The sequence below is a fragment of the Nocardia terrae genome, from assembly GCF_009760405.1.
Lineage (GTDB): Bacteria > Actinomycetota > Actinomycetes > Mycobacteriales > Mycobacteriaceae > Nocardia > Nocardia terrae.
On record NZ_WRPP01000015.1, the window covers coordinates 48315 to 70641 of the forward strand.

The following is a 22327-nucleotide window of genomic DNA, read 5'->3' on the forward strand; positions in this document are numbered from 1 at the left end:
CGTGGATTTCGTCCGAATCCACCGCGTTGGGAGCTCCCTGATCTTGAAAAAGCGGGCGGGGCGGGATCGTCAGCCCTTGGAGGGGCGGCGCTGGGGCTTGGGGGCCGTCACGCCGTCGGCGAGGCGGCGAGCCTTCACCAGGAAGGCGGTGTGGCCCTGCATGCGGTGTTCGGGGCGCACGGCCAGGCCGACCACGTGCCAGGGGCGGACCATCGACTCCCAGGCGGTGGGCTCGGTCCAGCAGCCTTGGCGGCGCAGGGCCTCGACCACCTCGGAGAGCTGGGTGGTCGTCGCCACGTAGGCGAGGAACACGCCGCCGGGGATGATCGCCTTGGCGACCGCGTCCAGGGCGTCCCAGGGCTTGAGCATGTCGAGGACGACGCGGTCGACCTGTTCGCCGGAGTATTCGCCGACATCGCCGAGGGTGAGTTCCCAGTTGGCGGGGCGTTCGCCGAAGAAGCGCTCGACGTTCTTGACGGCGTGCTCGGCGTGGTCCTCGCGGATCTCCCAGGAGATGACCTTGCCCTCGGGTCCGACCGCGCGCAGCAGCGAGCAGGTCAGCGCGCCCGAGCCCGCGCCGGCCTCGAGCACCTTCGCGCCGGGGAACATGTCGCCCTCGTGCACGATCTGGGCGGAGTCCTTGGGGTAGATGACCGCCGCGCCGCGCGGCATGGACAGCACGTAGTCGGTCAGCAGGGGCCGAAGGGCCAGGTAGGGGGTGCCTTTGGCGGAGTTCACCACGCAGCCCTCGTCGGCGCCGATGAGGTCGTCGTGGTTGATGTGGCCGGCGTGGGTGTGGAACTCCTTGCCCGCCTCCAGGATCACCGTGAACTTGCGCCCCTTGGCGTCGGTCAGCTGTACCCGGTCACCGATCTGGAAAGGGCCGGTCCGTCTGGCCGTCATGAAACTCCGTTCTGCGTGTCGTGAGACTGTGTCTGCTTCGTGAGTGCGTCGCCGCGATTTCGCCGCGGCGGATTCGTGCGCACCTTGTCGGTGCCTGCGTTTAGCCTGCCAGGTATGTCGGTTGACGTGATCAGTACCCCGGAGACAGAGCGGTTCGGTCCGCGTGGTCCCGCGCTGTCCCCTTCCCGCGCAATCGATTTCAAACAGTGCCCGCTGAAGTACCGGTTACGGGTCATCGACCAGATTCCGGAGCCGCCCTCACGGGCCGCGGTGCGCGGCACGGTGGTGCACGCCGTACTCGAGGCCCTGTTCGGGCTGCCCGCCGCCGAACGTGATGTGCAGGCGGCCACCGCGCTCATCGATCCGGCCTGGGCCGAGGTCCGCCAGTCGCGGCCCGAGGTCGAGGGCCTGGTTCCCGACGAGGAGCTGGAGGGCTTCCTCGCCGAGGTGCGCAAGCTCGTCGGCGTCTACTTCCGGCTCGAGGATCCGACAGGTTTCGACCCGGAATCGTGCGAGACCTTCATCGAGACCGAGCTGCCCGACGGCACGCCCCTGCGCGGGATCGTGGACCGCATCGACCGCTCGGCCGCGGGTGACGTCCACGTCATCGACTACAAGACCGGCCGGGCCCCCGGCCTGGCGTACGAGACCCGGGCGCTGTTCCAGCTCAAGTTCTACGCGCTGGTCCTGCTGCGCACCCAGGGCCGGGCACCCGCCGAGCTGCGCCTGATGTATCTGGCCGACGGCATCACCCTGTCCTATCGACCGGACGAGGACGAGCTGCTGCGCTTCGAGCGGATCCTCTCGGCGCTGTGGGCCGCCATCGTGACCGCCGCCGAGACCGGCGAGTTCCCGCCCAGCCCGGGCTGGATGTGCCAATACTGCGATTTCAAGCGACTATGCCCCGAATTCGGCGGCACCCCACCGCCTTTCCCGTCCGGCGAGGACGAGTCCTGACCCGGTCGGGGCGCGCCGGCATCCGGCGCGCCCCGACCGGCTCGGATCAGAACGCGCGGCAGGAGCGGATGTCGGTGGCCAGGATGGCCTTCGCGCCCAGCTCGGCGAGCTGATCCATGAGCTCGTTGCCGTTCTTGCGGGGCACCAGCGCGCGCACGGCGACCCACTCGGGATCGGTCAGCGGGGCGATGGTCGGCGACTCCAGACCGGGGGTGATCTTGACGGCCTCTTCCAGCAGCGCCTTGGGGCAGTCGTAGTCCAGCATCAGGTACTGCTGGGCGAAGACCACACCCTGGATGCGCGCGACCAGCTGGTTGCGGGCCTTGTCGTGCTGGTCGGCGCCCTTGGCCTCGATCAGCACGCCCTCGGAGTCGCACAGCGTCTCGCCGAAGGCGACCAGGTTGTGCTGGCGCAGGGTGCGGCCCGAGCCGACCACATCGGCGATGGCGTCGGCGACGCCGAGCTGGATGGAGATCTCGACCGCGCCGTCGAGGCGGATCACCTCGGCCTCGATGCCGCGTGCCCGCAGATCGGTCAGCACCAGGTTCGGGTAGGAGGTGGCGATGCGCTTGTCGTAGAGGTCCTCGACCTTCCAGTCGTGCCCGGCCGGGGCGGCGTAGCGGAAGGTGGAGCGGCCGAAGCCGAGCGCGAGCCGCTCCTGCACCGGCGCACCGGAATCCAGGGCCAGGTCGCGGCCGGTGATGCCCAGGTCCAGCTCGCCGGAGCCGACGTAGATGGCGATGTCCTTCGGGCGCAGGAAGTAGAACTCGACCTGGTTGATCGGGTCGATCACGCTCAGATCGCGCGAGTCACCGCGCTTGCGGTAGCCCGCCTCGGACAGGATGGCGACCGCGGATTCGGAGAGTGCGCCCTTGTTGGGGACGGCGACGCGAAGCATGGGAGGTCCTTTCGGAACGGAGGGAAGACGATGACGACAGGGGGACGAGCGGAACGCTCACCGCGCGGTCCGCGCGGTGAGCGGTGGCACGTCACAGATGTCGGTACACGTCCTCGAGCCGCAGCCCGCGGCCCACCATCAGCACCTGCACCCAGTAGAGCAGCTGCGAGATCTCCTCGGAGAGTTCCTCATCGCTCTGGTACTCGGCCGCGATCCAGACCTCGCCGGCTTCCTCGAGTACCTTCTTGCCCTGCGCATGCACGCCGGCGTCCAGGGCGGCGACGGTGCCCGACCCCTCGGGGCGGTTGGCGGCACGATCCTGCAGCTCGGCGAACAGGGCTTCGAAAGATTTCACGGGGAGTGATTCTTTCAGACGGGCGCACACTCCCCGCAATCGGTTATACGGTGAGCAGTTCGGTGAGTTCGGCCACGGCCCCGCGCAGCTGCTCGGCGAACTCGTGCATCGCCGGGGCGACGTGCTTGGGCGTGGCCAGATACAGGTTCCAGCGGTCGGGCAGCAGCACGTAGGCGATGCCGATGCACTTGGGGCTGGTGGACCCGAAACCGAAGAACTGGATGTTCACCGACGGCGCGGAGCTGGTGCTCAGGTAGTCGTCGCGGGTGATGGTCCAGCCGGGGCTGTCGTAGAACGCCATCGGTTCAGTCGCGCCCAGCTGCTCGCCGCGGCGTCGCTGGATCCACTGCAGCTCCCACAGGTGCTGCTCGGGGGCCTCGCCGCGCTGGCATTCCTGGGCGCGGCGCACGTGCGCCTCGGCGGCGGTGCGCAGCGCCACCAGCTTGCGGTCCCGGTCCACGGCCGGATCCTCCATGGCCGCAACGAAATCCAGCATCTCCTGGGTGATCACGCGCATGGCCTCGGTGCGGCCGTTGCGGAACTGGCGGGTGGCGATGGATTCGTAGGTCGCGCCGTTGAGGCCCTTGCTGCGCCGGTGCGCGAGCTGATAGCTCAACTGCGCGAAGGCATCCGGGGAGATGCCCAGGCTCTTGGCCCGCTTGGTGCCGAAGTCGAACGACACCGTGGTGGTGGCGTTCTCGGCGGCGTACTGCGCGAAGGAGGCCGCGGCGGAGGCGATCTCGGTCTTGGACTCCGGACCGAGGACGAACTCGACGGGTTCGGTGGCAGGCAGGCCCTGCGGCTGCGCGCCGGACTGCTCGGCGTGCGCGCTCACCGGCGTTTCCAGCAGCGTGTCGACGAAGGACAGGATGGTGGTGCCGTCGAGCCCGCAGTGCTCGACATTGATGCCCGCCGAGCCGTCGGCGAAGACGATGAACGACACCGCCTTGTCGAACCAGCGGTTGCCGCTGTCGCCGTGCAGCAACTGGTCGCAGGCGTGCAGGGTGTCGCGGGGCGCGAAGTCCTCGAGGCAGATGCAGAACAGGGCCGTCTCGATGGTCTCGAAGGCGGCGGCATTGGCGGGCCGCAGCCCGGCGTAGATCGGCGCCCAGTCCGCGCGGGCCAGGCTGGTGAGAGCCCCGGGCGCGGCATTGGTGGCGGCGCGGCGCGCCCCGGCCTTCATGACGGCGTGCAGGCCCGCGGCGAGATCCTCGGGGCCGTAGGGGATGCCGTTGGGGCCGATCACATCCATCCGGAACATGTTGCCGCGGTAGAAGACCAGGATGTGGCGTGCCTGCGAGTGTCCCGGCCATTCCGCGCTGTAGGGCACCCGCACGGTGTCCTGGGGTGCGCCCGGTATGCGAGTTTCGGAGAACAGGAACTTGTTCTGCGCCATATTGAGTCGCGTCCCGCGCTGGGTGGCGGGCGGGATCTTCTCGGCGTCGAGCAGCAGCTTGTAATTGACGGCCGCGGTGATCAGCGCGGCCGCCCGCTCGCTCTGGTCGGCGGTCGTCGAGGTGGCCAGCACCGTGTCGTCGCGGAAGAGGAAGAAGAAGTTGGCGTTCAACGCGATTCGGTCACGTCGGCCCAGGTAGCGGGACGGCCAGAATTCGTCGAGCCAGCTTCCTACGCCGGGTGTGCTGTCGAACCGTTGCAGGTCGGCGTGCAGGGTGCGGGCGGGGCTGTCGGGGCGCAGCAGATCCTCGACGGCGGCCGCGGTGGCGGCGTATTCGTCGGAGGTCAGCAGTGGTGCGCACCAGTGCAGGAATCGGGTGCAGCTCTCCTCCAGCGTGGGCAGCGGGACGCGGGGCAGCTGCTCGTCGAAAGCGAAGGTGCTGTCGCTCAAGGGGTGTCCTCGGTGTCGATGGGGCAGGGGTTCCTGGCTTTTTGCACACGTGTGACCGCCCCCCGAGCGGTCACTGCCCCCATTCTTGCCATCGAACCGGTCGGCGCGCCAGGATTCGGTCGAATCCCACGCTCGGTTTCGAGGGAGCTGTATTACTGCGCTGCAACAGTTTTCATGCGAGCCAGGTACCGGATGCCCCGGGTTCGCACAGCGTCTTCAATCGCAGGGTGACCTCGTCGGCGGAGAGGTAGCATCCGGTCTGCTCGAACCCGCCGATGGTGTGGGTGGCGTAGTCGCCGTAGCCGATGCGCAGGAAGTCGTCACCGCTGAGGCCGTGCACGGTCCAGTCGAAGGCGACCCGGCTGCGGGCCACGAACGTGCGCAGCGCCCCCAAATGGTAGCTGCGGGCCACGAATTGCGCTGCGACACCGCTCAATCCGATCTTGAGGGGGCGGGCCAGCGCGTCACGTCCACCGAGGTCGACCACCAGTCCCAGATCCGGGTGCCGGTAAGGCTTCACCTGTCCGCCGCGCAGGGTGGCCAGCAGGTTCTTCGCCAGATGCTTGCCCTGCCGCATGGCGTGCTGGGCGGTGGGCGGGCACACCTTGCCGTCGCCGGCGGCCAGGTCGGGTACCGCGGCCGCGTCGCCGAGGGCCCACACGCCCGGCAGTCCCGGCACGCTGAAGTCGGCCTCGGCGACGATGCGACCGCGATCGGTGTCCGCGCCCAGGTGCGCGGCCAGCGGACTCGGGGCGACACCGGCGGTCCACAGCACGGTCCGGGTCGGAATGAACCGGCCGTTGGTGAGGGTGACCCCGCGCGCGGTGACCTCTTTCGCCGACGCGCCCGAAATGAGTTCGATGCCCCGTTCGGCCAGGATCTTCTTCGCGTCCTGGCCCAGTCGTTCGCCGAGCTCGGGCATGATCCGGTCGCCGTGGGTGACCAGATGCCAGCGCACCATGCCCGATTCCAGTTCCGGGAAGAACTTGCGTGCGGCGGCCTGGCACACCTTGTTGAGCACCGCGGTGGTCTCGGTGCCCGCGTAGCCCGCGCCGATGGTGACGAAGTTCAGGCGTTCCCGGTCGACGTCCACCTCCCCGGTGACCGCGGCCACGTCGAGCTGACGCAGCACATGGTCGCGCAGGTACATGGCCTCGGACAGGGTCTTCATCCCGAATCCGTGTTCGTGGAGGCCGGGCACGTCCTGGATGCGAGTGATGCTGCCCGGGGCCAGGACCAGGTGGTCGTATTCGAAGGCGCATTCGTCGTTCGAGTGCCGCCGCACGATGACCTGCCGGGTCTTGGGATCGACGCCGACGGCCATGCCCGGCAGCACCTCGGTGCGGCGCAGCACCCGCCGCAGCGAGACCGACACCGATCGCGGATTGAGGGTGCCCGAGGCGACCTGCGGCAGCAGCGGCAGATACAGCAGCCCGGCGTCGGGCGTCACGAGTTGCACGGACGCCTCGTCGGGCTTGACCCGCCGCTCCAGATAGCGGGCGCACTCCACGCCCGCGAAACCACCGCCGATTATCACGATCTTCGCTGGTGCCACGGATTCACCGTAACAATCGGCCGCGGTCCGCAGGTGAATCCGGCGTGTAATTTCTCTATTTCGGGCGGGAAACGTACAACTGTGCGTACAACCAGCCGTCCGATTCGTATTCGGCGGTATCGATTCCCTTGTCCGCCAGCGCGTTCAGTACCCGGGCCTGCTCGTCCGCCGATGCGAAACGCCGCTGCCGGAACATTCCGGGCGCGCGTTCGGTGTGGTAGCCCAGCGCGGCGAGGTGGCCGGCGATGGGGTCGAAGGAGAACATACGTAGGACGAAATGCGCCATCCAGGGCAGTTTTCCGCCGTGTGCCCGGGCCACGCGCAGTAGGGTGCGTTCGGTGATGTAGCCGACGCAGCCGGTGGAGATGATCAGATCGGCGCCGGCCAAGATGTTGCGTTGCGCCTCGGTGGGGTCGCCCGATTCGAGGTCGGCATGCACGATGTCCTGCAGGAATCCGGCGGCGCGGGCGTAGTCGAGGGCGGGCCGGGAGGCATCCATTCCGACGAATCGGACACCGGGTAGCTGGTCGTCGCTGTCGAGCAGTTCCCGATCCCGGTCGATGAGTTTCTCGGTGTCGCCGGTGCTGCGATAGTGCTCGGCGAGTTCGGCCATGCCGGCGTCCAAACGCAGCAGGGCCGCGTTGACGCCGTAGGAGCATCCGATATCCAGCACGGTGGGCGCGGCGATCCCGGTGGCGGTCCGGTACTCCGCGAGCACCCGCTGGAAATGCGGTTTCGCCAATTCCGGTATCTGATAATCCAATTCGGCCATCCGCGCGTAATATTCGCGCGGATCGGCCCGATCGTAGATGTCGTCGAACGAGGCTTTTCCGGTGGAACTGTGCAACGAAACCGGCACGCGCTGGTCCCCTCTCAGTCGAGCAGTGAATCGCCGCGGACCTCGCCGACGGCCACATGATCCGGCGACACCCGCCCGAACAGCTGCCGGGTCCGTTCGGCCGTACCGATCAGCCCCGGCGTATCGCTGTAGGCGAAGATCGCCGAATGCCGTTGCACCGTCCCGCCGACTGGCGCGACCCGGTGCAACGAGAATCTCCCCTGGAAAAGCTGCAGATCCCCCGGCCGCAACTCGAGTCGCCTGATGAAACGCTCCCCGTCGCCGGTGAGCACCGCGTTCACGTCCGCGAAGTTCTCCGCCGTCCGCGACCGAATGTTCGGGCAGTACTCGAACACTCCCCCGCTCTCCGGCTCCTGCGTCAGCATGCTGACGGTGAACTCGTTCGTGTCGAAGTGCCACGGATGAGACATACCCGGCGCGACCACGTTCAGACACAATCCCGCGAACGGATCTGTGTACTCGTGCAATTCGGGCAGCCCGAAGCAGTCCGCCACGAACCGCTGAAACCGCTCATCGACATACAGCCGATGAATCAGCGCGTCCGCGGGGATGAGATCCCTTGCCACGAACGCGTTTCCGCGCCGCAGCACGATGCGCGCGGGATGATCGTCCGGCAGCTCGGCATCGAGCGGAATGTTGTACGCATTGACGTTCTCGACGGTGTAGTACGCCTGCGGAGCCAGCGCCTCGCCCTCACTCCGCAAGGTGCTCAACAACTCCGGCCGAATGAACCCCCGCAGCACACAGCACCCGTCCGCCGCCAACGCCGCCCGAGCCGCCCCCACGACCTCCCCCCACCGCTCACCCCCGGGCGAATCCAGCGGATACCTCTCAACATCCACTCCCGGAACGGCAACCACTCCCGTCCCATCCGATTCACACGAGTCCGCCCAACCCCCAACCGCAACCATGCGGTCTATTCTTGCCGCCCACCCGGCCGACACGCCCGGGTTTCACCCCCGATTGTGAACACTCACATTTCCTGCGCGTCAACAGTTCTGGTGCGCACTCGGCGAGGGCGCGGCTGAAATCGCGACTCGATCGTGACGGAACCCACCCTTGCGCCCGCACGTTCACGAATCATTGATGCGAACGTCCTCGGCCCAATAGTCAGGAGGGTCCGCCGGTGGCGAACGACGGGACCGAGACGTCTCGCCTCCAGTGGCTCCAGAAGTATTGGAAGCCGGCGGTCGCGGCCAGCGGCCTGCTCGACCTGTACTTCACGTGGCTGCGCGATTTCGCGCACGCGCACATGATCATCGCAGGCGTCTTGCTGATCGTGTACTGGCTCGGGCTCGCCACCACAGCCTTTCTGTGGCAGGCGGCGCGACCGGCGGCAGAAGAAGCGCGCCAACGTGTTTCAGACCGGGTCGGACTCGGCGCAGGCAATACCCTTTCCCGGTACGACCGGCGCTATCGGGCGTACATGCTCCGGCGGATGCACCAGATCGGCAGCACCGGCGCCGTCGATCTGGAATCGTCGCTCCCGGTTTTCGACGACGTCTACGTCGAAGTCGACTTGACCCGAGCCAGTCCCGGCACCGTGCCGTCCGACGCGCTCGCCACCGGACAGTTCCGTCGAACCAACCGATTACGGGTGGCCGATCTGCTGTGTGTCGACGCCCCGCGCATTCTCGTCGCTCTCGGCGCGGCCGGCATCGGCAAGACCACGCTGGCGATCCACATCGTGCGCGATCTGGCCTATGGAAACCTCGACCGCCGCCGCGCGTTCACCTACAGCCGGTCCAAACCCTTTCTCCGCCGCAATCATCGGCGGACGGTGCCGATACTCATCACTCTCGCGCATCAGGTGCCGCTCATCACCGGCCCGGTGGTTCCGCCGCTCGAGGAACTGGCCACCGTCGACCTGAGTGATGCCCAGGGCTGCCGACGGTGGCTGCGGGCGCAGTTGCGGGCCGGCCGCTGCGTCATCGTCGTCGATGGATTCGACGAGGTCCCCGACATCGAAAGTCGGCTCGCGACGCTGAAATGGATTGCCGCCTCACCTCATTGGAGCGAGCAGGGAAATCACTTCGTGATCACCTCCCGGCCCGACTCGTATCGCGACACGCCGATCAACGACTGCAATGCTTCTCCCGGTACCGGGATACCGATACCGGTATTCGTCGTCCAGGTTCGCCGGCTCACCAAACCTCAGGTCGAACTCTTCGTGCGGCGTCGCTTCGAGGCTATGTCATTGGGACGAAGCACCGTTCACGCCGAACCGCTGCTCCGGCAACTGGAAGCGCCGGCGCTGGCGGCACTCACCGTCAATCCGCTGCTGCTGACCATGATGATCACCCTCTATTGGCATCTGCTCGACGGACCCGTCGAACCCCGCCTGCCGGAGAAGCGCGTTGATCTCTATCGCGGCATCTGCCACCTGCTGATCACCCGTCGGCCTGTGGCGCAGTTCGACGCCGACCAGAAGCTGCGCGCGCTCCACACACTCGCCTACACGATGATGGACCGCCAGGTGACGCAGCTCAGCCGCACCGAGGCAGCGCAGGCGCTGGGCCTCGCCGACCCCGACCCTGCCTTTGCCGCTCTCAAGATCGACGGGCTGCTCGTGATCGCCGAGAATCAAGGCATCACCTTCACGCACAAGACTTTTCAGGAGTATCTGGCCGCGGTTCACATGCAGGTCAACGAGTTGGTCGAGGTGATCGTCGAGCATATCGGCGATGCAGGCGACTGGTGGCGGGAGACGATTCTCTTCTACGCCGGTCTCACGTCCTTGCACTGCGATCGCTCGATCGACCCGGTCATCGAGGAATGCCTGCACCGACCGTACAATCCCGCCGCCATCGCAATGGCCCTCGCCCTGCGCGAGCAGGGTGGATCGATCGCACCCGGGTTGATCTCCCGGCTCGACGCCCTCGTCGACGAGGCGACCGCGGTGAACACCGACGAGGAGGTGCGACGAGCAGTCGCGCGCGCATTGCTGACCCATCACCTGAACCGTCCTGTCGCCCAGCCGATTACCGCGCGCATCTATCGAATGTTCATGCTCGATGAGCGCAGTGCGGGCAGACTGGCACTACCGCCGGATGTCCATCTGCCCGAGGACCTGGACAAACCTGTGTTCGGAGCGCGGGGAGACGACACAGTACGCCTGGTCGCCTGGGCCAATGCCCTGCTCGCGACGTCCTCGTACCGTCTGCCGACCGAGTACGAGGTCGTCGACCTGGTCGACCGCGACGCCGTACCCGGCTGCCGACCCGAGGTGCGAACGACTTGGATTCACACCGACGTCGGCCTGGCGGCCTGGTACCAGAGCGACCGCAAGACCTACGTACGCCACCAACCGACAACCGCGCCGCTGGACGCGCTCGCGGGATTCCTCAACCGCGTCGACGGACCCGAGATCTCGGCGTCGACCACCGATTCGGCGGTGCGGCAAGCACTCACGACCTACCCCGCGTTTCGGCTGATCGCCGCCGTCGACTGCGAACTGGCAGTGCAGGCGGCTGCCCGGATCCACGAGTTGGCCGCTCTCGTCCCGGCGGCTCGCGGCCGGATGAAAGGCCAGTTCCTGGAACTGCTCGCGGTCGCTGTGGCCGCGCACCCGAACCTGTTCGAAGACATCGATGACGACCAGTTCGCCGATCTCGAATGGACAGGGTATTTCGAGACGCTCACCTCAGGCCGCGATTCGCCCTACCGTGCACTCGCCCAACGCCTCTTGGGCGCCACCGACGGTCGTCCGGGATCGACCATTTTCCTCGGGAAGATCCCGCAGTCGCCGCTGTTGGGAATCCAGGAGCGTCTGCCCCTCGACATGGAGCTCGAGATCGCCGCCGCTGTCGCGGCCGAGCGCGAGTATCCGGCCGCGACGCGGGCTCGCGCGCTGGTCCTGCTACGGCTGTTCGTGGCCAACGACAGCTCGACCCTCGATCGCCGCCAGCCGGAGAACTTTCTGTCTCACCTCCAGTCCGACCAGTTCACCAGCCTGCTAGCCAATCCGCTCTGTGCGCCGGAATGGGGCCGGCCGCATCAGAAGTGGACACGTCGGATGGCGGACGAACTGTTCGCCTACGCGCTTCCAGTGCTCCGCCGGGAACGCCGGCCGACCGCCGACGAGTTGGCCCGCGCCACCGATATGGCGCTGTATCTGGCATCGAACCTGACCGATCAGCTGTGGCTGACCGGTGTCCTGATGGATATCGCGAGTCTGCTCACGGCCTTGCAGGACCGCTTCGATGATTCGGCCTATCCGGAGCAGACGATCATCCTCGTGCACGACGACTGAGTCGGCCTTGTATTTCACTTGCGCTACAACCTGATTCAGCAGCGTTGACAACAGTCCTCGACCGGGTACACCGGTAGTGAGAGGACCGCGTATGAGTAGTCGGCAATCGTGGGAGACCATCAACCGGGCGCTGAATCGGGTGTCCGGGCCGGGGAAGCGCGGGGTGGAGTGGACTACCTATCTGTGTCCGGTGCATGAGGCGGATGGGCGGCGGCATCGGCCGTCGTTGGGGGTGGTGTACAATCTGCAGCGGCAGCGGACTGTGATCAGGTGTTTTGCCGGGTGTTCCGATGAGGAGGTGTTGGAGCGGCTCGGGCTCGGGGTTCGGGATCTGTTCGATGGGCCTCGGGAACCGCGCGGGGCGGTGAGTCGAGCAACTGCCGAGCCGGGGTTGGCGGATCGGGCGATCTTGGCTGCGGGGCTGGCGCTTTCGGTGCACAAGAAGGATTTCGGGCCGCGGATCGGGAGGGCTCGGCGGGTAGCCGCCTACGTTTATCGATGGCCCGACGGGAGTCCGGCGGGGTGCGTGTTCCGGGTTCGGACGTTGCATCGGCAGGGGTATATAAAGACGTTCTATCAGCAGCGGAAGACCGAGAACGGTTGGGAGTTCGGCGGATTCGGGCATTTGCCGTTCCATCTGCCCGAAGTGATCGAGGCTGTGCGAGCTGGGCGCGACATCTATGTCTGCGAAGGTGAGTCGGATGTGCTGACCGCGACGCACGCAGGACTCACGGCGACCTGTAATGCGGGTGGGGCGAACGGGTGGCACTCGGACCATGCAGAGTGGCTACGAGGCGCGCGGCGGGTGTGGGTGGTGGCCGATCGGGATGCGCCCGGGTATCGACATGCTGCCAAAGTCGCGGAGTCGCTTGCCAATTCGGTCGACGAGCTGCGCGTGGTGCAAGCCCGGGATGGGAAGGATCTCACCGATCATTGCAATGCAGGGCACCAGATCTCGGAGTTGGATCCAGTGCCTGTATTGGACGAGAACTATCGCCGGACCTGAATCAGCACAGCATCATTCAGACGGTCCGGAACAGAATTCACATGGTCCGGAGATGACCCGGCACCGGCCATTCAGGCCGTGCGGCCGAGCTCGGTCGCCGTGTGGTCGAGCTCGGCCGCCGCGCGGAAGAGTTCCGCGGCGATGCGGGACAGTTCCGCGACCGGACTGCCCTTGTGCTCGACCTGCACGAGATCCCGTTCGATCAACGAACGCAGGTAGGCCGATACAGACATGCCAAGGTTGACCGCGCGATTTCCGGCACGGCGATACATGTCGTCGGTCATCTTCACCGACCGCGGCTTGAGCGCGGTATCGGCGTCCTGGCCGACCACCACGGGCAACTCGACCGGTTCGTCAGTGAACACCAGCCGATCCAGTAGGTCGTCGACTTCTTCAGGAGTGGTGGGGTCGTGGATGTCACTCATCGGTGTTCTCCCATTTCTCGAACTCGTTGAGCCGGTCACCGCTCAATGCTCGTCCCGCGACCAGATACAGGTCGCTTCCAGCGATGCGCGCCAAGATTTCCACCGGTCTCCCGCTGGCAGTGCGCATCCACATGACAACGTACTGACTATCGGTGGAACGCAGCCATACCCGCTGCTGCCCGGCGAGCCAGTCGAGGAGCGCATCGACGACATCGTCGATGTCGACCCCTGCAACGCCGAGCAGATAGGCGAAGCGGTAGTGCCAATCAATAGCCACATGGCAAGAATACCGGGTATTACCATCCAGGTCAGCTGGATCTCCGGCTATACAAGCGCAGTCGCCAGATGTGAGTCAGTCGGCGACCGCGCGCTGGTAGCGGGCGATCAAGGTGCGGAGGGCGGCCATCAGTTCCGGGGAATCGGTGATTTCGAAGTCCGCGTCGAGCAGGCCCAGGTAGAGGGCGAGCATTTCGGGATGGTCGGAGCCGGGGGTGAAGGCGCAGCGGGCGGGGGCGAGTTCTTCGATCTCGATGTCTATCGGGATGCGGGAGCGGACGTGGGCGGCGGAGGCGTGGACTGTGACGCGGGCGCGGAAGCGCCAGGGGGCCTGGCCTATTCCGCGTTCGACGAAGGAGGCGATGTCGGTGTCCGGCGGGAGGGGGCGGGGTGCGAAGCGGGGGCCGGCGGGGGTGCGCGGGTCCATGCGGTCGACGCGGAAGGTGCGCCAGTCGGCGCGGTCGAGGTCCCAGGCCAGCAGGTACCAACGCTGGTTGTGGTTGACCAGGCGGTAGGGCTCGACCGTGCGGCGGGAGGAGGTGCCGGAGTGGGTGGCGTAGTCGAAGCGGAGACGTTCGTGGTCCCGGCAGGCCGCGGCGATGACGGTCAGGGTGTCGGGGCTGACGCGCGGGCCGCGCATGGGAATCGGCAGCGCGTTCTCGAAGGCGCTGACGCGGTGGCGTAGCCGAGACGGCAGGATCTGCTGGAGTTTGGTCAGTGCCCGCAGCGAGGTTTCCTCGATGCCGAGGATGGAACCGCTCGCCGCGGTGCGCAATCCGACCGCCACCGCCACGGCTTCGTCATCGTCGAGCAACAGCGGCGGCAGCGCCCCGCCGACCCCGAGACGGTAGCCGCCGTCCACGCCCGGCCGGGCTTCCACGGGATAGCCGAGTTCGCGCAGCCGATCCATGTCCTTGCGGATGGTGCGCGGGGTGACGTCGAGGCGGCCGGCCAGTTCGGCCCCGGTCCAGTCGCGCCGGGATTGCAGCAGCGACAGCAGTCGCAGCAGGCGGGCGGAGGTTTCCAACATTGTCCGATGGTATTCCGGAATTGCGGAACGAACCTTTCCGCAATGGCTCATACCTTGGTCTGGAGCGCAAGATGAAGAGCCTCGGAAGAGTTCTTCCTAGTGAACGGAACACCTTGATGAGCAGCGAGATTCGCCCCTTCACCCTCGAGATCCCCCAGTCCGACCTGGATTACCTGCACGACCGCCTGACCCACGCCCGCTGGGCCACCCAGCTGCCCGGCACCGGCTGGGAGCGCGGCATCCCCGAGTCGAACCTGCGCGAGCTCGCCGACTACTGGCACACCGAATTCGATTGGCGCGCGGCCGAAGCCAAGCTGAACGCCTTCCCCCAGTTCACCACCGAGATCGACGGCCAGCACATTCACTTCCTGCACGTCCGCTCCGCCCGCCCGGACGCGAAGCCGCTGCTCATCACCCACGGCTTTCCCAGCTCGGTCGCCGAATTCCTGGGCCTGATCACCCTTCTCACCGACCCGGCCGACGGTCAGGCCTTCCACGTGATCGCCCCCTCGCTCCCCGGTTACGCCCTGTCCACCCCGCTCGGCGCGACCGGCTGGACCATGGCCCGCACCGCCCGCGCCTGGATCGAACTCATGGCGCGCCTGGGCTACGACCGCTACGGCGTGCACGGCGGCGATGTCGGCGGCGGCGTGTCCGGACTGGTGGCGGCCCTGGACGGCGAGCACGTGACCGGCGTGCACGTGGTCACCGACCCGATGACCGCCGCCAATGTCGCCACCTTCCTGCCGGGTATGGCCGAGGGCCTGGACCCCAACGACCCGGTCGACAAGGTCATCCTGGACCGGATGGACGCCTTCCGCCGTGAGGGCTCGGGCTACCTCGCCATCCAGAACTCCCGCCCGCAGACCATCGGCTACGGCCTGGTGGATTCCCCGCTGCTCCAATTGGCCTGGATCGCCGAGAAGTTCGAGAGCTGGACCGATCTGCCCATCGACCGCGACCAGTTGCTGACCACGGTCAGCCTGTACTGGTTCACCGGTTCCGGCGCGAGCGCCGCCCACACCCTCTACGACCAGTCGCACTCCACCGAATGGGGCGCGCCCCCGGCTGTCCCCCAGGGCTTCGCCGTGTTCGGCGCGGACGAGACGGTCCGCCGTGTGGTCCCCGCCCCCGCCGACGCCCACTGGACCGAATTCGAACGCGGCCTGCACTTCCCGGCCATGGAGGATCCGGCCAACCTGGCCGGTGACCTGCGCGCCTTCTTCGGCCCGCTGGACTGATCAGCACTGCGTCGATTCACGAATCCCGTTACCGGCCCGGCGATCCCGCCGGGCCGGTTGCGCGGCGTCGTCGACTATCGGGAATCCAGTACCGCCACCAGCTTTTTCGACGCGACGACCCGATAAGCGTCCTCGACGAGCTCGGCCACCTCGATCCAGTCGACGGCGACGTCCAGGTAGACACCCAGCCACCCGCGATGTCCCACATAGGGCGGCCGGAAATACCGCTCCGGCTCCCCCGCCACCAGTTCCTCCTGCACGCCCGGCGCTGCGGCACACCAGAATCCGAGCCGATCGTCGTGGTGATGGTCGGCGAACATGACGAACATCTTCTTACCGCCCGCGAACCAGCAGGGCTCGCCGTGGCTGAGCCGCTCGCTCACTTCCGGTAGCGCGGCGCACACCCCACGCAATCGCTCCAGCGGATTGTCCATATCCGCAGGCTAGGCGATCCGGCGATGATCGCCTTGGACGAATGGGAACCGCCGGTCAGGAGACGGCGCGCTCGCGGACCAGTTCCCCCAGGTGATCCATGGTCAGACCGACCAGGCTCTCCCGGAAGGTGCGCCCCGGCGCGTCCGGCACCGGCACCTCGCACGGCACCACCAGCAGCGTGCATCCCGCGGCCTGCGCCGCGATCGATCCGGTCGGCGAATCCTCGATGGCGACCGCATTGCCCGGATCCACCCCGAGCAGTTCGGCCGCGCGCAGGTACAGATCCGGCGCGGGCTTGCCGTGCGGCACCTCATCGGCGCACACGGTGGCCCCGAAGAACTCCCGCCCGATGGTGTCGAGCCCGAACTCGGTCAGCGACCTCTTCGTATTCGTCACCAGCGCCATGGGCAAACCCGCCGACCGCACCATTTCCAGGGCTTCGCGCGCACCCGGCCGCCACGGCACCGGCCCGTGGAACAGCTCGGTCACCCGCCGCTCCATCCACTCCGACCCGTGCGCGACCGACTCCGGGGTGTGCTCGATTCCCAACCCGTCGAACAGGATCCGGAACGCATTGGGCCCGGATGCCCCGATCAGCGCGTGCCGCACCTCGTCGGTCAGCTCGCGGCCGTACTCCCCCGCCAGCTCACGCAATGCCATGTCCCAGAGCTTCTCCGAGTCCAGCAGCGTCCCGTCCATATCCCACAACACCGCGTCCAACCGCGCCACCGACCCGCACTCCTTCCACAAACCCGAGAACCGGCCCCACCGCAGGTGGAGCCGGTTCAGCTTAATGGGGTGTTCGCTCAGACGCCGGACGCGGTGATCAGCAGACGCCCGGTCGAGGAATCGACCTGGATCCACCGGTTCTCCGAGCTGACCTGTCCGTTCTTGGAGACATAGGTGAGCGCGACGACGGCCCGGTTGTCACCGTTGGGAGTGACCGCACCCACACTGACCGACGAGATCCCGCCCCAGAACGAGGCGTAACTGTTGTAGCCACCGGTCGAGGACTGGTAACCGGGCGAGAGCATCGACCACGCGCCGCTCACATTGCCCGGCAGCATGCCGTAGTAGCTCTGGATGAACGAGGTCACCGAGCCCGCGGTGGGCGGACCGAACGGCGTGCTCGACGGCGGGGGCGTGGTGGTCGGGCGCGCCGAGGAGCTCGGAGCCGCCGACGACGAGGGCGCCGGGGTGGTGGTCGTGGTCGGCGCGTGCGTCGCCCCGCCGGCCTGACCCTCACGTGTCGGCTGCTGGGTGCCGCCGTCGGCGGGGCCGATGTTCTCCGGCCCCGAGGTCACCGGCGCGGGCGCCGGCGCCGAGCTGCCGCCCGCCTGCGTCTGGCCGCCGCCACCGCCGCCGCTGTTCACCGCGACCGCGATCACGACGGCCAGCACCAGCGCTCCGACCACACCCGCCGCGATCAGCAGCAGCTGTCGCGGATTCCGTTCCCCGCCAGCGGTTTTCCCACCGCCGAAGCCGCCGGGCGGCGGCACGTTCGGCACCGTGCCGCGCCCCGCGGCACCGCCCTTGCTCATGTCGACGTGCACGGTCGCGTCCCCGGCATTGCCGGCGGGGCCGGTGCGCGAGGTCGACAGCACCGTGGTCGCCGCCGAACTGTCCACGGCCGCGGCCGCGGCCACCGGCGGCAGCACCTTGGTCGGCTGGATCGGAACCGCGGGCGCGCGACCCTCGGCCACGGCCTGGAGCCGCTCGGCGGCCTGGGGCATGGTCGGCCGGTCGGTCGCCTCGGCCGCCAGCAGATCCATCAGCACCGGCGCGAGCGCGGCCGCGTGCGCCGGGCGCGGCACCTGCGCGCGCGCCACCGAGTGCAGCACCGCGAGGGGGTTGTCCCCCTCACCGAACGGCGGTTTTCCCTCCACCGCCGCGTAAAGCGTTGAGCCCAGCGCGAATACGTCCGAGGCCGGTTCCGGGTTCTCCCCGCGCGCCACCTCCGGCGACAGGTAGGCGGGCGTGCCCGCCAGGAACCCGGTCGAGGTGACGGTGACGTCGCCGGTGGCCCGCGAGATGCCGAAGTCGGTGATCTTCACCGTGCCGTCGTCGGCCACCAGGATATTGGCGGGCTTGACGTCGCGGTGCACGATCCCGGCCTTGTGGGCGGCGGCCAGCGCCTCGGCGACCTTCGCGCCGATGTGGGCGACCTCGATCGGCTCGAGCCGTCCCTTCTCCCGCATCAACGCCGCCAGGCTCGGGGCGTCGACGTATTCCATGACGAGCCAGGGCTGGCCGTCCTCCTCCGCCACGTCGAACACGGTGACGGCGTTGGGGTGATGCAGGCGCGCCGCGATGCGCCCCTCGCGCATCGCCCGCATCCTGGCCTCCACGGCCTGCGATCGGGTCAGCCCCGGTGTCAGCAGCAGTTGCTTGACCGCGACGGTGCGCCGCAGCCGCACATCGGTCGCGCGCCACACGACCCCCATCGCACCGGTGCCGATCGGATCCGTTAGTCGGTACCGCCCCGCAATCAGCCGGTCTGCGCTCATGTGGTTGTGCCCCTCCTGCAAGCTTTCGCGCCGAGCACCCTGCAACTCTGCGCGAAAGCCCGGAAACCTCTGAAAATATTAAGCGTTGAAGTACTTGGCTTCCGGATGCAAGAGCACGAACGCATCCGTCGACTGCTCCGGATGCAGCTGCAACTCCTCCGACAGGATCACGCCGATCCGACCGGCATCCAGCAGTTCAACGAGTTTGGCCCGATCCTCCAAGTTCGGGCAGGCCCCATAACCGAACGAGTACCGTGCGCCACGGTATCCGAGTTTGAAGTAATCCAGCACATCGGCGGGATCCTCGTCAGCGACCGAATGCCCTTCCAGTGTGAGCTCTTCCCGGATGCGACGGTGCCAAAACTCGGCGAGCGCCTCGGTGAGTTGCACGCCGATGCCGTGCACCTCGAGGTAATCGCGGTAGTTGTCCTCGGCGAACAGCACATTCGCGAAATCGGCGATGGGCTGCCCCATGGTGACCAGCTGGAACGGCATCACATCCACCTGACCGGTTTCGATCGCGTCCTTGCGGGAGCGAATGAAATCGGCGATGCAGAGGAACCGGTCGCGTTGCTGGCGCGGGAATGTGAACCGGAAGCGTTCCGGCGCATCGGGTTTCGGTTCGGTGAGAACAATCACATCATCGCCCTCGGAGACGGCCGGGAAGTAGCCGTAGACCACCGCGGCATGCTGCAGCACGCCCTCGGCGATCAGCCGGTCCAGCCAATACCGCAGGCGCGGACGGCCTTCGGTCTCCACCAGGTCCTCGTACGACTTGCCCTCGACGCCGCGCTGCCCGCGCAGGCCCCACTGGCCCAGGAACAGGGCACGCTCGTCGAGCAGTCCCGAGTACTCGGCCAGCGACAGGCCCTTGATGATGCGCGAGCCCCAGAACGGCGGGGTCGGCACCGGCAGGTTCGCGGCCACGTCCGAACGCTCGGGCACCTCGACGGGCACCTCGGCGGCCTTGCGCTGCTCGGCGATCCGCTTGGAGCGCTCGTGACGTTCCTTGCGCTCGGCGGCCTTGGCGCGGGCCTCGATGGCCTCGGGCGAGTTCGGGTCCAGCCCGCCGCCGCGCTTGACGGTCATGATCTCGTCCATGAGCCGCAGGCCCTCGAAGGCGTCGCGCGCGTAGTGCACTTCGCCGTCGTAGACCGCGGTGAGATCGTTCTCCACGTACGCGCGGGTCAGCGCCGCACCGCCGAGGAGGACCGGGAACTGCTCGGCCACACCGCGGCCGTTCATCTCCTCGAGGTTCTCCTTCATGACCACGGTGGACTTCACCAGCAGCCCGGACATGCCGATGACATCGGCCTTCTTGTCCACCGCCGCGTCCAGGATCGCCGAAATCGGTTGCTTGATACCGATGTTCACGACCTCGTAGCCGTTGTTGGACAGGATGATGTCGACCAGGTTCTTGCCGATGTCGTGCACGTCGCCCTTGACGGTGGCCAGCACGATGCGGCCCTTGCCCGAGTCGTCGGTCGCTTCCATGTGCGGCTCGAGGTAGGCGACCGCGGTCTTCATGGTCTCGGCGGACTGCAGCACGAACGGCAGCTGCATCTGGCCCGAACCGAACAGCTCGCCAACGGTTTTCATGCCGGACAGCAGTGTCTCGTTGATGATCTGCAGCGGCGGCACCTGCTGCATGGCCTCGTCGAGATCGGCGTCCAGCCCGGCCTTCTCACCGTCGACGATGCGCCGTTCCAGGCGTTCGAACAGCGGCAGCGCGGCGAGCTCCTCGGCGCGGGAGGCCTTGGAGGAGGCCGCCGACACGCCTTCGAACAGTTGCATGAGCTTCTGCAGCGGGTCGTAGTCCTCGGTGCGCCGGTCGTAGACCAGATCCAGCGCGACCTGCCGCTGCTCTTCCGGGATCCGCGCCATGGGCAGGATCTTGGACGCGTGCACGATGGCCGAATCCAGGCCCGCCTCAACGCATTCGTGCATGAACACCGAGTTAACGACCTGCCGGGCGGCGGCGTTCAGACCGAAGGAGATATTCGAAAGCCCCAGCGTGGTCTGCACATTCGGGTGCCGCTTCTTGAGTTCGCGGATGGCCTCGATGGTTTCGATGCCGTCGCGCCGCGACTCCTCCTGGCCGGTGCCGAGGGTGAAGGTCAGCGTGTCGATGATGATGTCGGACTCTTCGAGTCCCCAGTTGGTGGTGATGTCCTCGATGAGGCGTTCGGCGATCGCCACCTTGTGCTCGGCGGTGCGCGCCTGACCCTCTTCGTCGATGGTCAGGGCGACCACGGCCGCACCGTGTTCGGCGACCAGCGCCATGGTCTTCTGGAACCGTGAATCCGGCCCCGCACCGTCCTCGTAGTTCACCGAGTTGACCGCGCAGCGGCCGCCCAGGTGCTCCAAACCGGCCTGCAGCACCGGCAATTCGGTGGAGTCCAGCATGATCGGCAGCGTGGACGCCGTCGCCAGCCGCGAGGCCAGCTCCGACATGTCGATCGCGCCGTCGCGGCCCACGTAGTCCACGCACAGGTCCAGCATGTGCGCGCCGTCGCGGGTCTGATCCTTGGCGATGTCGAGGCACTTCTGCCAGTCGCCGGCCAGCATGGCCTCACGGAAGGCCTTGGAGCCGTTGGCATTCGTGCGTTCACCGATCATCAGGATCGACGAGTCCTGCTCGAAGGGCACCGAGCTGTACATCGACGAGACGCTCGGCTCGTGCACGGGATTGCGCTCGGCCTGCTCGACCTCGCGCACCGCTTCGGCCACCTGCCGGATGTGCTCGGGAGTGGTGCCGCAGCAGCCGCCGACCAGCGAGAGTCCGAACTCGGAGACGAACTGGGTCATGGCGACCGCCAGTTCCTCCGGGGTGAGCGGGTATTCCGCGCCCTTCGCGCCCAGGATCGGCAGACCGGCGTTCGGCATCACCGACACCGGCAGCTGCGCGTGCTTGGACAGATGACGCAGGTGCTCGCTCATCTCGGCCGGGCCGGTGGCGCAGTTCAACCCGATCATGTCGATGCCGAGCTTCTCGAGCGCGGTGAGCGCCGCGCCGATCTCGGAGCCGACCAGCATGGTGCCGGTGGTCTCCATGGTCACGTGGGTGATGATCGGAATTCGGCGGCCGGCCTTGGCCATGGCGTTGTGGCTGCCCGTGACCGCGGCCTTGACCTGCAGCAGGTCCTGGCAGGTCTCGATCAGGATGGCGTCGGCGCCACCGTCGAGCATGCCGAGCGCGGCCTCGGTGTAGGCGTCGCGCAGAGAGACATAAGGAGCGTGCCCGAGCGTCGGCAGCTTGGTGCCCGGACCCATGGACCCCAGCACATACCGGGGAGTCCCGTCCGCGGACGGCCCCATCTCGTCGGCGACCTCCCGCGCCAGGCGCGTACCCCGCTCCGACAGATCCCGGATCCGATCCGCGATGTCGTAATCGGCCAGGTTGGGCAGGTTGCACCCGAAGGTATTGGTCTCGACGGCGTCCGCACCGGCCTCGAAATAGGCCCGGTGGATGTGCCGGAGCACGTCGGGCCGGGTTTCGTTGAGGATCTCGTTGCATCCCTCGAGGCCACGGAAATCATCCAGAGTGAGATCCGCGGCCTGCAGCATCGTGCCCATCGCACCGTCCCCGATCACGACACGCCGCCTGAGCGTGTCCAAAAGGGTGGTGTCGAATTCGGCGCGGCTGCGTACAGACATGTACCCAAGAGTAGTGGGAACCCCGGACAATCCCCGCGTCGGTCTGACCATGGTGCCTCGACGAGCAGGTTCGCGGCCGTCTCGATTCTGGACTGAGTGGAGCGGGGGAGCGAAGCGGAGGAGCG

18 protein-coding genes are annotated in these 22327 nt (G+C 67.3%); 4 read left to right on the top strand and 14 right to left on the bottom strand.

Going from position 1 to position 22327, the window contains the following annotated elements; translation table 11 throughout:
* Positions 1-69: 69 nt before the first annotated feature.
* On the bottom strand, positions 70-903 hold the full coding sequence (locus GPX89_RS41825) for a tRNA (adenine-N1)-methyltransferase (RefSeq protein ID WP_040809069.1): 834 nt from the start codon (positions 901-903) through the stop codon (positions 70-72).
* Positions 904-1017: 114 nt separating this feature from the next.
* Between GPX89_RS41825 and GPX89_RS41830 the strand changes: the two genes are divergently transcribed.
* Positions 1018-1860, top strand: coding sequence for a RecB family exonuclease (locus GPX89_RS41830; protein ID WP_157393331.1), 843 nt, complete (start codon positions 1018-1020; stop codon positions 1858-1860).
* Positions 1861-1906: 46 nt separating this feature from the next.
* Here the strand turns inward: GPX89_RS41830 and hisG are convergent, their stop codons facing one another.
* From hisG to GPX89_RS41860, 6 genes are all read right to left on the bottom strand, one after another.
* The gene (gene hisG / locus GPX89_RS41835) at positions 1907-2758 is read right to left on the bottom strand and encodes an ATP phosphoribosyltransferase (protein WP_157393332.1); all 852 of its coding nucleotides are present in this window, start codon (positions 2756-2758) and stop codon (positions 1907-1909) included.
* A 91-nt stretch (positions 2759-2849) separates the two neighbouring features.
* Positions 2850-3113: a phosphoribosyl-ATP diphosphatase gene (locus GPX89_RS41840; RefSeq protein WP_033085388.1), complete on the bottom strand. Its 264-nt coding sequence runs from the start codon at positions 3111-3113 to the stop codon at positions 2850-2852.
* Between the two features lie 43 nt (positions 3114-3156).
* Positions 3157-4959 (bottom strand): choline/carnitine O-acyltransferase, encoded by a 1803-nt coding sequence (locus GPX89_RS41845; RefSeq protein ID WP_157393333.1) that lies wholly within the window; start codon positions 4957-4959, stop codon positions 3157-3159.
* Positions 4960-5131: 172 nt separating this feature from the next.
* Positions 5132-6514, bottom strand: a complete 1383-nt coding sequence (locus GPX89_RS41850; RefSeq protein WP_198347844.1) for an NAD(P)/FAD-dependent oxidoreductase — start codon at positions 6512-6514, stop codon at positions 5132-5134.
* Positions 6515-6569: 55 nt separating this feature from the next.
* Positions 6570-7373, bottom strand: coding sequence for a class I SAM-dependent methyltransferase (locus tag GPX89_RS41855; RefSeq protein ID WP_328602937.1), 804 nt, complete (start codon positions 7371-7373; stop codon positions 6570-6572).
* 14 nt (positions 7374-7387) lie between these two features.
* The gene (locus GPX89_RS41860; RefSeq protein WP_328602938.1) at positions 7388-8215 is read right to left on the bottom strand and encodes a HalD/BesD family halogenase; all 828 of its coding nucleotides are present in this window, start codon (positions 8213-8215) and stop codon (positions 7388-7390) included.
* Between the two features lie 284 nt (positions 8216-8499).
* Between GPX89_RS41860 and GPX89_RS41865 the strand changes: the two genes are divergently transcribed.
* Together GPX89_RS41865 and GPX89_RS41870 are read left to right on the top strand one after the other, a co-directional pair.
* Positions 8500-11625 carry an NACHT domain-containing protein gene (locus tag GPX89_RS41865; protein ID WP_157393334.1) on the top strand — a complete coding sequence of 1042 codons (3126 nt, stop codon included), beginning with the start codon at positions 8500-8502 and terminating at the stop codon, positions 11623-11625.
* A 91-nt stretch (positions 11626-11716) separates the two neighbouring features.
* Positions 11717-12631: a toprim domain-containing protein gene (locus tag GPX89_RS41870; protein ID WP_157393335.1), complete on the top strand. Its 915-nt coding sequence runs from the start codon at positions 11717-11719 to the stop codon at positions 12629-12631.
* Between the two features lie 71 nt (positions 12632-12702).
* Here the strand turns inward: GPX89_RS41870 and GPX89_RS41875 are convergent, their stop codons facing one another.
* From GPX89_RS41875 to GPX89_RS41885, 3 genes are all read right to left on the bottom strand, one after another.
* Positions 12703-13056 carry a hypothetical protein gene (locus GPX89_RS41875; RefSeq protein WP_157393336.1) on the bottom strand — a complete coding sequence of 118 codons (354 nt, stop codon included), beginning with the start codon at positions 13054-13056 and terminating at the stop codon, positions 12703-12705.
* Positions 13049-13333, bottom strand: a complete 285-nt coding sequence (locus GPX89_RS41880) for a hypothetical protein (RefSeq protein WP_157393337.1) — start codon at positions 13331-13333, stop codon at positions 13049-13051. Before GPX89_RS41880 ends, GPX89_RS41875 begins: the two co-directional genes overlap by 8 nt.
* A gap of 75 nt (positions 13334-13408) precedes the next feature.
* A complete protein-coding gene (locus GPX89_RS41885; protein WP_157393338.1) occupies positions 13409-14362 on the bottom strand; it encodes a helix-turn-helix transcriptional regulator in 954 nt (317 codons plus the stop codon).
* A 116-nt stretch (positions 14363-14478) separates the two neighbouring features.
* On the opposite strand from GPX89_RS41885, the gene GPX89_RS41890 reads away from it, so the two are divergent.
* Complete coding sequence (locus GPX89_RS41890; RefSeq protein WP_157393339.1) at positions 14479-15603, top strand: epoxide hydrolase family protein; 1125 nt, start codon at positions 14479-14481, stop codon at positions 15601-15603.
* A gap of 74 nt (positions 15604-15677) precedes the next feature.
* Here GPX89_RS41890 and GPX89_RS41895 read toward each other — a convergent pair whose 3' ends face one another.
* The 4 genes from GPX89_RS41895 to metH form a co-directional block, all read right to left on the bottom strand.
* Positions 15678-16037: an MmcQ/YjbR family DNA-binding protein gene (locus GPX89_RS41895; RefSeq protein WP_157393340.1), complete on the bottom strand. Its 360-nt coding sequence runs from the start codon at positions 16035-16037 to the stop codon at positions 15678-15680.
* Positions 16038-16092: 55 nt separating this feature from the next.
* Entirely contained in the window at positions 16093-16767 is a 675-nt protein-coding gene (locus GPX89_RS41900; protein WP_328602939.1) for an HAD family hydrolase, read from the bottom strand.
* 77 nt (positions 16768-16844) lie between these two features.
* Entirely contained in the window at positions 16845-18545 is a 1701-nt protein-coding gene (locus GPX89_RS41905; RefSeq protein WP_157393341.1) for a serine/threonine-protein kinase, read from the bottom strand.
* A gap of 78 nt (positions 18546-18623) precedes the next feature.
* Positions 18624-22202, bottom strand: a complete 3579-nt coding sequence (gene metH / locus GPX89_RS41910) for a methionine synthase (protein WP_157393342.1) — start codon at positions 22200-22202, stop codon at positions 18624-18626.
* Positions 22203-22327: the final 125 nt, after the last annotated feature.

Bases quoted from the DNA above. Each gene is read 5' to 3' on its own strand.
- GPX89_RS41825 (WP_040809069.1), bottom strand. From the start codon at position 903: ATGACGGCCAGACGGACCGGCCCTTTCCAGATCGGTGACCGGGTACAG.
- GPX89_RS41830 (WP_157393331.1), top strand. From the start codon at position 1,018: ATGTCGGTTGACGTGATCAGTACCCCGGAGACAGAGCGGTTCGGTCCG.
- hisG (WP_157393332.1), bottom strand. From the start codon at position 2,758: ATGCTTCGCGTCGCCGTCCCCAACAAGGGCGCACTCTCCGAATCCGCG.
- GPX89_RS41870 (WP_157393335.1), top strand. From the start codon at position 11,717: ATGAGTAGTCGGCAATCGTGGGAGACCATCAACCGGGCGCTGAATCGG.
- GPX89_RS41875 (WP_157393336.1), bottom strand. From the start codon at position 13,056: ATGAGTGACATCCACGACCCCACCACTCCTGAAGAAGTCGACGACCTA.
- GPX89_RS41885 (WP_157393338.1), bottom strand. From the start codon at position 14,362: ATGTTGGAAACCTCCGCCCGCCTGCTGCGACTGCTGTCGCTGCTGCAA.
- GPX89_RS41890 (WP_157393339.1), top strand. From the start codon at position 14,479: ATGAGCAGCGAGATTCGCCCCTTCACCCTCGAGATCCCCCAGTCCGAC.
- GPX89_RS41895 (WP_157393340.1), bottom strand. From the start codon at position 16,037: ATGGACAATCCGCTGGAGCGATTGCGTGGGGTGTGCGCCGCGCTACCG.
- GPX89_RS41905 (WP_157393341.1), bottom strand. From the start codon at position 18,545: ATGAGCGCAGACCGGCTGATTGCGGGGCGGTACCGACTAACGGATCCG.
- metH (WP_157393342.1), bottom strand. From the start codon at position 22,202: ATGTCTGTACGCAGCCGCGCCGAATTCGACACCACCCTTTTGGACACG.